Annotated in this window: 3 protein-coding genes and 1 pseudogene; all 4 read right to left on the minus strand. The window is 39.1% G+C overall.

The window, feature by feature from the left end; genetic code table 11:
* Window positions 1-8 precede the first annotated feature (8 nt).
* Window positions 9-1,076, minus strand: coding sequence for a DUF1573 domain-containing protein (locus tag EJF25_RS18165; RefSeq protein WP_125042254.1), 1,068 nt, complete (start codon window positions 1,074-1,076; stop codon window positions 9-11).
* A gap of 102 nt (window positions 1,077-1,178) precedes the next feature.
* Window positions 1,179-6,857, minus strand: coding sequence for an alpha-2-macroglobulin family protein (locus EJF25_RS18170; RefSeq protein WP_125042278.1), 5,679 nt, complete (start codon window positions 6,855-6,857; stop codon window positions 1,179-1,181).
* A gap of 495 nt (window positions 6,858-7,352) precedes the next feature.
* Window positions 7,353-13,048 (minus strand): annotated as a pseudogene (locus tag EJF25_RS18175) (alpha-2-macroglobulin family protein).
* Between the two features lie 651 nt (window positions 13,049-13,699).
* Window positions 13,700-15,157: an aminoacyl-histidine dipeptidase gene (locus tag EJF25_RS18180; RefSeq protein ID WP_125042255.1), complete on the minus strand. Its 1,458-nt coding sequence runs from the start codon at window positions 15,155-15,157 to the stop codon at window positions 13,700-13,702.
* Window position 15,158: the final 1 nt, after the last annotated feature.

Genomic DNA, 15,158 nt, shown 5'->3' on the forward strand with positions numbered 1-15,158 from the left:
AGTGATTATTAACGTTTGATATTTATTTCAACTTTCGGGCGTAATGGATCATTTGTTATCATCAGGATACGCAAATGATGTTTCTTATTACCCACATCCCGTTTATGAATAGTTACTTTCAATTTCGTTGTCGCCCCCGGTTGAATGACCGTCTTTTTCAGGCTTACTCCTACAGAAGAATTGAATACTTGCAATTTGCTGATGACTAACGGAGTTTTTCCTGTATTAGTGATTACAATATTGCGACTTACCTTCTTCTTTTTTAATAACGCTTCACTAAGATCTATGTTCGTCTCAGAAAGATGAATAACAGGAGCATTTAATGAATCCTGAGCAGTCATATGAGAAAAGTTAGGAAGTAAAACCGCTGAAACAGGAATTTCATTGTCTTCACTGACTTTATCACCCGCAAAACGAGAAAGATATACGGAAGATTGTGTGAGTCCAAAGTCTTGCAGAAGCTCTGTATCCAGTGTCAATTTGATTATACCTTTCTTACCCTTCAACAAAACGTTAGGTTCCTTCTCCATTTTTAAATAAGGTGGTAAGTGCATTAATATCGGTTCATAAGGACGATCCGATAAATTAACAACTCCTATGGTGAGTGTCGGTTTTTCTCCACGATATAAATCTGAGAAAGCTATTTCATCTTTATCGATGCGAATATTCCCAATCTTAAAAGGATGAGTCTTAGTAAAATCTTTTACTTCTTTTACTACTTCACCTGCAAATTTCAAATAGACCAGATGAGGTTCGGCATTACTATAAATTCCTACCGACTTTTCAAAATGTCCCAATGCCTTTGCATCAAAAGAAGCTTTTACTGTTCCTTTTGCTCCGGGTGCAATGGGTTCTTTTGTCCAATCGGCAACCGAACAAGCACAAGAGGTAGTGACATTAGTCAGTACCAAAGGCTCATTGCCTGTATTGGTGATGATATATTCTACTGTTACCGGACTCTTCCATTCAATCTGTCCAAAGTTATGAATCTCTTTATTAGAAGAGATACGGGGTTGGGCGATAGCCGCCAATGCAATAGAAAACAGAGAAAATATAGATAGTAAACGACGTTTCATATAATACTTTTTATTTTGATGCACAAATGTAGGGGTTTTAGATGAGATAATGAACGGATTGAAAGGATTATCTTAAATCATTTGTTGTTCTTTAGGATAATTTTATTCCACAGTCACCAGCATCGAAATAGAATGTGAAGCATATTCAGGTGCATACGCACATTGCAAAGTAGCCAATCCTGTTTCATATGTCCCTTCACGACTCACGCGGTAACTGTATTCCAAAATATAACTTCCTTTTACTAAACGGTCAAAAAAGAAGTTAGTGGAAGCATCTTTGATATCGATATAGTAACCAAGTCCTCTATTCCAATGATAGCCGGAGAGATTGCCAATAGGTTCAAAGCAAACACCACGCTGATCTTTCAGTTGCACAAAGTCCATGGAACGATCTACACGAATACTCAGACGGGAAACCACTTTATCACCTACCCGGAGAACGGTTTTGTCTGTGATAGGTTCCAATTGAACCGTATTAGTTACCGTCATACGTTCCACATACAACTGTTTCTTTACCTTCAGTTCTCTACCTTGTTGTTTCACGTCACGAATCGGTGAATCATATTCAGCATAAACTGCTCCCCAAGCTATACCCGGATCTTTCTTCTCTACTTCAATAGTACGCGAATCAAGTATATTCTGCTGAGTAAATGTACGTTTGATATATCCCAATCCCCGAATAGTCGTCTTGTCCGGAGAGGTAGTTTGTAATGTTTCGTCGGCTATTGAGATTCGTACATTCTCTTGGTTATCAAGAAGATTTGTACCATTCATCAACAAAGCATAAATGGCGTCCACACTGGCTAAAGGAGAGCGCCACTGCTGGGTTTGTTTCTGTTTCAACAACCAGAGTTTCATTTCTTCCACGGTTGCATCGTTACCACCAACCAGACTTAACGCTTCCATTACAGTTACATGTGCACGAAGTTTCATGCCACTCCAAGTATATGGATTGTCGTTAAAGTCGAAGAACATACCTTGTTCGTCCGTCTTCGTCAGATATTCTTTCAAAGAAGCAATAAACTTTTGCGCTTCATCTACCTTTCCGGCTTTAGTCAATACAATGGCGGCAACAGCTTTCGCATCTTCGGAAGAAGAGGAAAGTAGTTCGCTGACTTTGGACAAGTAATAGGTGTAGGCTTCTGTATTGGCAACAGGAACTTCCTCTCCCGTAATAGCAATCAGATACAAATAATCCAAGATATTTCCTGAAACACTTATAGATTTCATATCCTCTTTTTGAGCCTTGAGATGTTGCTTATACTCTTCCAAAATAGACTGATGGAGATAATTGAAAGCAGTCCGTTGCATCTTCAAAGCAATACCACCAGTTTTTTCACCAGTCAGCATAGCCAAACGAGCATTCAATCCTAATATAAAGGTAGTAACAAAACGACTACCCCTCATTCCCTTATACCACGACCAAGCACCATTGGAGTCTTGCAATTTCTGTAACCTTGCCAAAGCAGCAGAGTTATTGCTAAGAATATTATTTAAATCAAACAAAGTCACTATCCGTTCTTTTTGTTGTTCTTCTGTTTGAGCTTCGAGTACCCAGGGAGATTCAGAAAGAAGAATATTTTTCACTTCCTGATTCTTTTGCAAGTTACTTAAAAAGGTTTCTTTGGTCCCACTCTGCTGTTTCCAACTATCAAATAGTGCCTTTATGCGAGGCTGGCTCTTCATGATGCAACCAGCCAATGTATTCACATAGTAAGCAATAGACCAAGAAATAGCATTATCATCCGTTGGAAATGCCAGTGACGGTAATGCCTGAACAGCATACCAAGACGGACTACCGGTAAATTCAATCGTCAATCTTCGATCGGTAACTGTTTCACTTTGATGGTTAAATAAACTATCGAGTGAGAAAATACGTGTTTCTTCACCACGAACAGGCATTGGAAGAGTCTCAACCAAATGTTCTTTATTGGTTAATATCGGAAGCAATTGTTGTTCACCATCACTGAATGTTCCGCTATCGGCCACTATACGGCAACCTACTACTTCATACTCATCACTTACAGTAAACAAGAAATTCACACCAATCGCCTTTCCTGCTTTTATAGCAAAGTCCTGCTTTTGAGTATTTATCACTTTATCTGTCATCGGATCAAAAAGAATCATACACACCGTTCCCGATTGCTTCTTACCTGTCATATTAGAGATAGAAGCAGCAATGGAAGTCTTATCTCCCACACGTACAAAACGTGGAAGATTAGGAGTCAGCATAAACTCTTTGCTCGTAGTAGCTTCTCCATCCAATGTGCCCAACATCATATTCTTAGTATGAGAATAACCGCGGAAATTCCAGCGCGTCAAGCTTTCGGGCATTGTGAATGAGAAAGAAACTTCTCCCCGTTCATTGGTACGAAGCTGCGGATAGAAGAAAGCGGTTTCGGAAAGGTTGGTACGAATATTTGCTGTTGTTTCAGGTAGCATTCCTGCCTCCTCTACGGAAACATTACTATCATTCTTTGATTGTGCCGACATGAGTTTAGCAATATCTATAGTTGATATCGCCCCTGTCATAGATATCATCTTCCGTTTTTCATAGGGTGCATAATTTATCTCATATATCATACATTCTTCAAAAGGTTCCTCCAAAGAATAAGATGACGGCTGGTTCGCAAAATGATCATAAGCTATCGCCGAAACTTTAAGATAATTAGTTTTTCCTATATACTGAAACAAATTATCCTGAACAGCATAGTGATCCCAATAAGCACTTGGTAAATTCCTTCCATAATACAAACCAAAGTTCATTCCCCTACTCCATATTTTATCTAACGAAGCATCATACATAGTTGCTAACATTTCTGCATTAGCAGCTTTACCCTGTGGAGTTTTGACTGTTAATTTCCATTCTTCTTTTTGTCCGGGACACAACCTATCACGAAATACATCCCATTTCATTGTCAGCTTTTCATTTGGTTTTCGCTTTACTAGTTTTACACTTCCTTGATGTACTTTTCCATCCTCCACCACACAAAGATTTACAACAATACCATCGCCATAATTTGACTGATAAGGATACTCAAAACGGACTATAGAATCAGATAAATTCAGCTTCCTACTCTCCAACAATCCCGTATTAGCAAACACATCCATTAGTACATAAGCATCTCTATTCGATGAACCTACATAGAATACAGCCGGATGTGTTTCATCAAACTTCGTTTCATGTTCATAAATCCATATCGGAATTTGAATCGGCGGATGCTTATCATCTTTAGAGAAAAGAACCGTATTCGCTTCAGCAGTCATTTCTTTGCCCCGATTGTCAATGACAGACATTTTCAACTTATAAGCCCCAGAAGGAACTTTTTTCCAGTCTACCATCATTTCTCTGTTGGAGATGAATGTTCCTGTTATTATCGGAGTTTGCTCTAATTCATTTTTAGATTGATCCTTTACACGATATAAACGATAGGTTCCTCCGACTTCTATTAACTGTCCATTCAAATTTTGTGTTTCAAGCACGAGTTTCACCGAATCATCCTTACAGTTCTTTTCAGCCAAAGCAACTTCTAAATTCATCGAACGACTTCCTGCTGACACTGTATAAATAGCCGTTTGAGTCTCACCGGCTGCATTCCTAACTTCTACTTTTATATCATAACAATAGTATACCTTTTCATCATTCTCATAATATTTGTTCCCGTCCAATCGTACCGGAATACTAAATCTACCACTCTTGTCTGTAATCACTTCACCGAAAGCAATATTCCTATGATCGACAACTGTCCAAGCCTCATAAGTTGAATAACTTATACTATAGGAAACAGTAGCATTCCGTAACAAAACGCCATTATAAGTTTGTACTTTTCCTTGTACTTGAACTTCATCTCCTAATCGATAGCTATTTGGCTGCTTTTCAAAAGTAATATCAAATGTAGGACGTTTATATTCTTCCACCCGAATGATTCGGCTTCCTGCCGATGTAACTAACTCGAAATCACCATTCCGACAAACAGAAGGAATTATAAATTCTGTAGTAAATGAACCAAACTCATTGGTTTGCAATGTCTTCTTCCCCACTTCCTGATGATTGACATCCTTTAAAGATACTGTATATTCTTTATTCGGAACCACATGAGCCGAATCCATCTTTTGGTTGTAAACAATTCCTTTCACATATACAGTTTGCCCGGGACGATATAAGGAACGATCAGTCAGTAATATGATATTTTCTCTTATTTTATTATCAGTATTACTTCCAAAACCTCTACCCTTGTAAATTTCTTGTTTGGACATAGCAATATCATCGTCTTTGGTTGCTATCAGATACTTATATGCTGATTTCCAAGGGAACACGACCTCTCCTTGCAACCCTGTAGTGAATTGCTGCAAAGTTTTATCATCTTTGTCATAAAGCGTAATGCACACATTGGGAATAGGTTGCCCCGTCTTTATATCAAGTACCACAACCTCCAATTGTTTTTCCGATATACTACGAGTCAATACCTTAAGCCTTGTCACTATCAATTCTTTCTCAACGTTTTCCACTTCAGAGTTGTCAGGAACAATACACATCCTGTACTTACCCACTTGTTCAGGAACCTTGAGTGTAAAAACAGTATCTTGAGCAAGATAATTTTCCGGACGAACGACTGAATAATGTTGCTCTGACATCAACTTCTCTGCCAGATAAAACCGGACAGTAAAGCCATCTATATTTTTATGAGAAGCCCTGATTTTTGTCTCTCCTCCCGGAAAAGTAACCTGTAATGCCCACACTGCCAAAGAAGGAAGTAGAATAGATTTACGAAGATTCTTCAAGTCATTCACTCTACGATACTTGGGATACAGTTGAATAGCTTCATCGCAAAGTTGCATAGCCATCGCCAATTGATTCTTTTCTATTAAATACTCGACTTCTGTCACATATATTTCGGCACAAACATCGAATGATTTATACTCCTCAATCAGTTTATTTAGTTTTGCAAGATACGGGTGCTGAGCCAATCCTGCCAGTCCCTTCTTCTCATTGATAGCCAGAGAATCAATCCCACATTCATTCATCGGACGTTGGCGTTTCAAATAACTTAAGTAGGTTAATATATAGCCTTCTTTATCATCTTCCCTTTGATAAACAGAAAATAGGTTTTCATAAAGTCTCAGAATATCCTGTTTTATCTTTTTTTCCTCTCTGGAAAATCTCATGATTTTACTTAAAGCATCGATACTACGAAAGGCCAACAGGTGATACATATTATGATGATAATATTCACTTGTCTCACCTAACTCTACAAAAGGAGTATAACCGTAGGAAGGAGTTTTCAGCAACAATACCGAATCCTCCATCGACTTACGAGTATGTAATTTGACGCTTTCTATGAACATTCTTTCTGTCCATTCGCGCATATCTGCCGGAACTTCTCCAACAATATCTTCCCGTTCACGAAGTTGTCTCAGATTTTTATCTACATAATCCGCATAGATTCCTGCAATCAAAGAATGTAAAATGGCGCGGTCCATGGGTATATCTGTCTGTTGAGCCCACTGCTCCAGACCTTGTAAACCAACATAAAAGCTATCAGGAACAATTATATCACGATATTTCATCCGCCACATATAGGCTTTTAGCATTTGTGGAGAATTCTTTTCTTTCTCTCCCTTCCGATAGATTACATCCGTCAGCTTTACCACAGTTTCGGGCAAACTTTTCTCTTCTGCTTGCTCCACCTGTTTCCACAATTTTTTGTAAGTCTGTGCTTGTACGCATGGGATACTTATCAGACATAGCAGTATTCCCATGCCAATCTGTCTTAGCTTCATAAATTGTGCTTTCATAGTTTTAATAAATGTTTTACTCTAGATTAACAAAGAAAAGAAATTAAATTCAGAAAATTAAGCTTTTTAGTTAAAATAATCGTTGAAGTGAGGAGCTCCTAGAGTTTATTTTGATTCTTCACAATGTTTAATAGGTTGTTGGTTGTCACATATTAAGAGAAAAGTTATTCTTACCCTATTATAAACTTCCTTTTGATTAAGAGAAATTAAAACTTGCAAGTATAAAAACAAAAGTTTCATTTATAGTTTAAGCTCTATAAAAAGAAAGATTACTATTAGAGAACGGAAAGTTTATCATTAATAGACAGTAATTTGTTTATTAATGAACATGCTTTAAATATATAGTCCTTATAGTGGTAAGAGACAATACATTCTGTGATATATAAAAAGTGAGGATAACACTCATAAACATTATCCTCACTTTAATAGTTTATTTATTATACTTTAATCACTTTACAGGTTTGAAAACCTATAGCAGCCCTACTTCTCAGAAGATGACACTACCACCATCGTTGAAGCTGAATGTGATGCATACTCCGGTGCATACGCACATTGTATGGTAGCCAGACCCGTTTCATAAGTTCCTTCACGACTGACATAATAACTATACTCCAATACATAGGTTCCTTTTCCCAAATGATCAAAGAAGAAATTGGTAGAAGCATCTTTGATATCGACATAATAGCCAATGCCATCATCCCAACGATATCCAGAAATATTGCCAACCGGTTCGAAACATGCGCCACGTTGATCTTTCAACTGTACAAAGTCCATCGGACGATCAACACGAATACTCAAACGGGAAACCACTTTATCGCCTACCTGAAGGTTTGTTTTTTCTGTAACAGGCTGTAGCTGGGGTACTTTATTTACGATACGCTCTACATACAATCGTTTCTGTACATTCAACGCTCCACCCTGCTGCTTCACATCACGAATCGGTGATTCATACTCGGCATAAGCTGCTCCCCATGCAATACCCTGATCTCGCTTTTGTACCTTAATGGAACGAGCATCAACCACGTTCTTTTGAGTAAACGAACGCTTAATGTATCCCAATCCAGGAACAGTTGTTTTACTCGGAGAAATAGTTTCCAACACTTCGTTAGCTATTGTTATCCGGACATCGCCCTGATTATCGAGAAGGTTCATTCCTTTCATCAGCAACGCATAAATAGCATCAACACTGGCTACCGAAGATTTCCATTGTTGAGTTTGCTTCTGTGTCAGCAACCAAAACTTCATTTCTTCTACAATTGCTTCATTACCACCAACGAGTTCCAGCGCCTCCATAACATCAACATGAGTTTGAATCTTCATGCCACCCCAATCAAACGGATTTTCATTGAAAGCAAAAGACATACCTTGTCCATCTGTCTTTGTCAAATGCTCTTTCAAGGAAGCAATGAACTCTTGTGCTTCTTTCTTACGTCCTGCCTTATCAAGCACGACAGCTGCAAGAGCTTTCATCTTCATTGAAGAAGATGAGAGCAATCCCCCCACTCTGGACAGGAAATAATCATAAGCAGCCTTGTTAGCGTCAGGAACTTTTTCGCCTGAAATCGCAATCAGATACAGATAGTCCAGCATATTACCTGGAAGGCCTGTCATTTTCATCCCTGCTTTCTGCGCTTCGAGAGTAGCTTTATATTCTTTTAAAGCTGATTTATGAAGATAGATGAAAGCATCTTGCTGCATCGCTAAAGCTAATTCGGTCGGTTTCTCACCTGTAAGCATAAACAAGCGGGCATATAATTCCATGATATAGGTAGTGACATATAAACTTCCGTTCATACCTTTATACCACGACCATGCTCCATCACCGTTTTGCAAATTTTGCAGCCTCCTCAAAGCAGCAGAGTTATTGCTGAGAATATTATTCAGATCAAACAGGGTAGCAATACGTTCTTTCTGTTGTTCTTCCGTTTGCGCTTCAAGTATCCAAGGTGATTCGGAAAGAAGGATATTCTTCACTTCCTGGTTCTTTTGCAGATTACTAAGGAACGTTTCTTTCGTTCCCCCCTGCAATTTCCAACTATCGAATATAGCTTTGATACGAGGCTGACTATTCATGATGTAAGCAGCCAATGTATTTGCATAGTATGCATTCGCCCAGGAAATAGCATTATCATTGGTAGGAAGACTCAATGAAGGTAATGCCTGAATAGCATACCAGGACGGATTACCCGTAAATTCAATCGTCAGCTTACGGTCTGTAGCCGTTGCACTATGGTGATTGAAAAGACTATCGAGTGAGAAAGTACGAGTCTCTTCTCCGCGTATAGGCATTGGAAGGGTTTCAATCAAATGTTCTTTATCACTAAGTACGGGAATCAATTGCTGTTCACCGTCACTAAACGTTCCGCTATCAGCTACCATGCGGCAACCTAAGATAGTATATTTATCGTCTACTGTGAACTGGAAGCTTACACCGATTGTCGCTCCTGCCTCGACTTTAAATTCCTGTTGCTGGGTACTTACTATCTTATCCGTCATCGGGTCAAAGAGAATCATACTTACCGTTCCCGATTGCACCTTTCCAGTCATATTAGAAATAGAAGCGGCAATGGAAGTCTTATCTCCTACACGTACAAAACGCGGAAGATTGGGAACAAGCATAAACTCTTTGCTGGTTACAGTTTCTCCATCCAATGTCCCCAACATCATATTCTTCGTATGAGAATATCCGCGAAAATTCCAACGAGTCAGACTCTCGGGCATAGTAAATGAGAAAGAAACTTCTCCTTGCTCATTGGTACGGAGTTGAGGATAGAAGAAGGCTGTTTCGGCAAGGTTGGTACGGACATTATCAGTCACCGGAGAGATAGTTTCTCCCTCTGCCTCCAATATTCCCGGAACATTTCCTGCGAGAGCATCCTTTAAACTGCTGCTTCGAGCAGTTACAACCGATTCTTCCAGCACTGCTCCTGTCGTTTTCTTTGAAAATTTAGCTCTGTTCTGTTGTGCTGGAGATGCAATTCCTCTTATCCAGAATTCCCCAACACCCTGCCCCGGTGCCGCTGGAATTAATGAGGATGGTACTATCACAAAGTGATCATATTCGGATGAAGGTACTTTGAACAGCTTTTTATCCCACTCATATTCAAACCAAATAGAGGAAGTAAAATTACCCATCCAGCTTATATTTATAAAATTCCGGTTATGGAGTACATTGAACATTTGCCTTTGCTTCCATATCTTATCCAAAGAAGCGTCATACATTGTTGCAAGCATCTCTGCGTCCGCACCTTTTCCCTGAGGATTCTTAATCGTCAGTTTCCATTCCTCTGTCTGTCCGGGACGTAACTTATCACGAAAGACCTCCCATTTCATATTCAATTTTTCATCTAATGAACGTTTCGTCAGCCAGACTCTTTCCTGATAAACTTGTCCATCTCTTACCATATATATATTTACAGCAATTCCATCACCATAACTCGCCTGATAAGGATACTCAAAACGAGCAATGGAATCGGATAAATGCAATACTTTACTTTCTAGCAATGCCTCGTTACTGAATACATCAACCATCACACAGACATCTTTCTCTGATGTACCGAAATAAAATACAGCCGGATGTGCGGCGTCAAACTCAGTGTTACTCTTAAAATACCAGTCCGGAGTCTGAATAGGCGGTCGTTTATCATGAACAGAATAAAGGATTGTACTTGTTTCTGCACTTCCTTCTCTACCCTGATCGTCTTTTGCTGATATCTTCAACACATAGGGCCCCGAAGGAATATCCTTCCAATCGAGGGATATTTCTTTATTAGAAGCAGCGGTTCCGGCAATGATTGGTGTATCTTCCAATTGCTTCATCGACTTATCTTTGGCACGATACAAGCGATATGTAACTTCTACATCAACAAGCTGACCTTGGTTAGAAGCATAGAAATCAAGTTTGATTGGTTCATCCTTACATGATTTCGGCATTAAAGATGTTCTTAAATACAATGAAGTATCTCCTGCAGAAATGACTTTTGTAGATGTCTGTGTCTCACCTGCGGCATTCGTAACGGTTACTTCTATCAAATAACTAAAGTAGTTTCCCCTACCGTTATTGTATAGTGTATCACCTTCCAATTGTACCGGTATTGTAAATACTCCATCAGCACCGGTTGTCACTTCACCGGATGCTATCAGATCATTCATCCTCAACTGCCAGAAACTGTAAGCTGAACGTTTTATGGTATATTTCACCGGAAGATCTCGTAAAAGGACGCCACTATAAGATTGGACCTTCCCTTTTATCTCTGCTTTGTCTCCCAATGATAATCTCCTTCCTGTTTCTCAAAAGTAATATCAAATGTCGGACGCGTATACTCTTCCACACGAATACTGGTTTCTCCAACCGGAGTTATCAATCGGAAGTCTCCATTCAAGCAAGCCAAAGGCAAGGTAAAGCTTGTTGTGAACGAACCGAACTCATTGGTACGTAAAGTCCGTTTGCCCACTTCCTGATTATTGTTATCTTGCAAAGAGACTGTATATTCTTTATCAGAAAGCACATAAGCAGTACCCAGCTTGGATGCATAAGCAATCCCTTTCACATAAACAGTTTGGCCGGGACGATATAGAGAACGATCAGTTAATAGAATAACTTTTTCCATCGTATCATTCATAACAGGAGATCTGAAAAATCCGTTTCTGATATCTTTCTTCTCCATAAAAGTATCTTCCCCTTTAGTAGCTATCAGATAGCTATACTCAGACTTCCAGGGGAATATAGCTTTCCCTTCTTCATTCGTCGTAAACACCTGCAAAGCTACATCCTTATTATTGTAAAGAGTAACCTGCGCATTCGAAATAGGATGTCCTGTCCGCGCATCCAATGTTATGACTTCGTATTGTTCTTTGGGTAATTCACTAGTCAAAACATAAAAATGAGTAACATTAAACTCTTTCTCAATTTCTTTTTTAGCACGGACATCGGGAACAATACGCATTACATACTTACCTACTCCCGGAGCTTTGAAAGTGAAAGTTGTATCTTGAGACTGATAATTCTCTGGTCGTATCACTGAATAATGTTGTTCGGATACGAACTTCTTTTCCCGATAAATACGAATAGTAAAACCATCCAGGTTTTTATGCGAAACTTTGATCTTCATCTCTTGCTCCGGGAAAGCAGTTTTCACCGTACTGACAGATAAGAAAGGAGCCAAAATTTCTTCCCGCAGATTCTTCAATGCATTGATTCTACGGTAATCAGGATACAAGCGAATAGCTTCTTCACAGGTCTGCAATGCAGCAAGTGGCTGTTGCCTTTCAAGAATCAAATTAGCTTTTGCCAACAACACTTCGGCACAAATATCCAGCGTTTTATAATCAGCAGCCAATTTATTCAAGTCTATCATATACGGATCTTCTGCCAGAACATAAGGAGCCGCTCTATCTACCACAGGATAAAATGAATAATTCGATTCGTATTTCCATTTCAGAAAGTTCAAAGAAGTCAGCACATAACTCTCTTCATCCCCTTTCTCCCGATAGGCAGAAAGCATATTATCATAAAGACTGGAAATATGTTGTTTTACATTCTTCTGCTTATCCAGATACTGCACTCTCAACAAAGCTTCAATGCTACGGGAAGCCAACAAATGGTACATATCATGATGATAATATTCACTCGTTTCACCCAATTCTATAAAAGGAATGTAGGTACGTGAAGAAGTTTTAAGCAATAATACCGAATCGGACATCGCTTTCCGGATATGAGTTTGTATTGTATCAACAAATATATTCGCTGTCCAATTGAGCATATCAGCAGAAACCACTCCTACAATATCTGTTTGCTGTCGAAGGGACCATTGATTTCTTGCTGCATAATCCGCATAAATCCCGGCAAGTAGTGAATGCAGAATAGCACGGTCCATGGGTTTATCGGTATGTTTTACCCATTCTTCAAGTCCTTTAAGACTAACATAAAAACTATCTGGAGTAATTCTTTCCCGATACTTCATGCGCCACATATAAGCTTTCAGCATTTGCGGAGAATTCTTCTCCATTTCACCTTTCCGATAGATTTCATCTGTCAGCTTTATCACAGTCTCCGGCAGGCTTTTCTTCTCAGCCTGTTCTACTTGCTTCCACAATTTGTCGAAAGTCTGTGCATGTATGCCTGAAATACATCCCAAACATAGCAGCATGATCATACCAATCCAGCCTATTCTCATAATCTTTTCCATTTTAATTCAATAGATAACTAACCTATGAATAACAAAGTAAGGAAATAAAGTTTAATATTTTATACTTTTTAGCTAAAAAAATGAGGATCACATCCTCAAAACGTATCCTCACTCAATGATTACTTAGTGGATCTTATCTCACTTTTCAATTATATATCCCCATTGAAATAATTCATTGCGACCTATTTCGGTGATGATTCTTATCAATAAAGAACTCATTTTCTCTGCCATAATCTTTAAACCTTATAAAATTACTAATTCTCGAAAAGCGAAAAACTAAATCTCTTCATAAAGAAAGTCTGTTTAAAGCAACTTATCCCTCAATAATTACGTTAGTCCTACTGATGTAATTGAACACCCTTCCGACCTTTTCATCTTGTTATCCTTTCCTAATATATGTTCCTCAACACAAGAACCAGAGTCTTTGTTTATACCTTGAACATCAAAAAGAGACATGTTTATATTTTATAGCACATTTCTTGATTTGTATCAACCGGATTAGTAATCAAGAGGTTGAATTGAATTACAACTAAGGCTGATAGTACAGATACGACAAAAGGCGCAGAAAGCATATCATCTGCGCCTTTTTATCTTTTATACCTATCTACATAAATAGGATAATGATAATATAATAGAAAACTACTTCATCGGTGTCTGCTCCAAAGTAGCAACAAGAAAATCATAGAACTTCTGTACAGTCGGAATATAAGCTCTCTCATCCGGTGAGTGCGGTGAACGCAATGTCGGCCCGAAAGAAATCATATCTAATCCCGGAATAATAGCACCAATGATACCACATTCCAAACCGGCATGGATTACTTTTACAGCAGGCTCTACACCAAACTGTTGCTTATAAGAAGTTTTCATGGCATGAAGTATCGGTGAATTAATATCTGGTTGCCAACCGGAATATCCTCCTGTCATTTCAACCTTCATTCCTGCCATAGAAAAACAAGATTCGAGACTTGTAGTTAAATACTCTTTCATACTATCACTGGAACTACGGGCAAGAATCTTAATCTCAGCCTTCCCTCCACCAATGGTTATTATAGCCAGATTGGAAGAAGTTTCCACTGTGTCAGGTACTGTTGGAATCATACGTGTTACCCCATTCTGACAAGCAAAAATAGCGTCAATCAAATTATCCTGGATTTCTTCAGGTACTTCACCGCCGGGAAGCTCTACCCGTTCAGCCTTAAAGCTGATAGGTGTTTCAATTGCAGAAAATTCTTCATTGAAAAGATCCTCACAATACTCCACCAAACCAAGAAGTTCTTCTTCGTTCTCTGCGGGAATTGTAATAACTGCATGCGCTTCACGAGGAATGGCATTACGCATATTACCGCCTTCCCAACTTGCCAGACGGGCTTCATAAGAAGCTACAGCTTCACGCAGGAAACGAACCAGTAATTTGTTTGCATTCGCACGACCTTGATTAATTTCCAATCCGGAATGTCCGCCACGCAAACCTTTCAACGTCACTTGTATAGCAATATCTCCTTCTTCAGGAGCTACTTCTTTATATTCTAAAGTAGCAGTAACATCCATACCGCCTGCACAACCAATATACAATTCTCCCTCATCTTCAGAATCAAGATTCAACAGAATTTCTCCGTTCAATGTTCCCGGCTTCAATCCGAAAGCACCGTACATACCGGTTTCTTCATCTTTGGTAATCAAAGCTTCCAACGGGCCATGTTTCAAATCTTTCGATTCCAATACAGCCATAATAGCTGCTACCCCAAGTCCGTCGTCAGCACCCAAAGTCGTGCCTTTCGCCTTCACCCAGTCGCCGTCAATATACGTTTCAATAGGATCTTTTTCAAAGTCGTGTATTGTATCATTGTTCTTTTGTGGAACCATATCCATATGCGCCTGTAGAATCACACCCTTCCGGTTTTCCATTCCTGGAGTTGCCGGTTTACGAATGATTACGTTTCCAGCTTCATCTACAAAGGATTCTAATCCCAGACCTTTCCCAAAGTTGATTAAGAATTCAGTAACCTTTTCCATGTGTCCCGATGGACGAGGAATCCGAGTCAATGAATAAAAATGCTTCCACACATTCTGCGGAGCTAAAGAAAGAATTGTACTCATA

Origin of the sequence: Bacteroides faecalis (genome assembly GCF_003865075.1) — a bacterium.
Taxonomy (GTDB): Bacteria; Bacteroidota; Bacteroidia; order Bacteroidales; family Bacteroidaceae; genus Bacteroides; species Bacteroides faecalis.

Excerpts from the sequence above, each read along its gene's own strand:
- EJF25_RS18165 (WP_125042254.1), bottom strand. The coding sequence starts at position 1,076 with ATGAAACGTCGTTTACTATCTATATTTTCTCTGTTTTCTATTGCATTG.
- EJF25_RS18180 (WP_125042255.1), bottom strand. The coding sequence starts at position 15,157 with ATGAGTACAATTCTTTCTTTAGCTCCGCAGAATGTGTGGAAGCATTTT.
- EJF25_RS18170 (WP_125042278.1), bottom strand. The coding sequence starts at position 6,857 with ATGAAGCTAAGACAGATTGGCATGGGAATACTGCTATGTCTGATAAGT.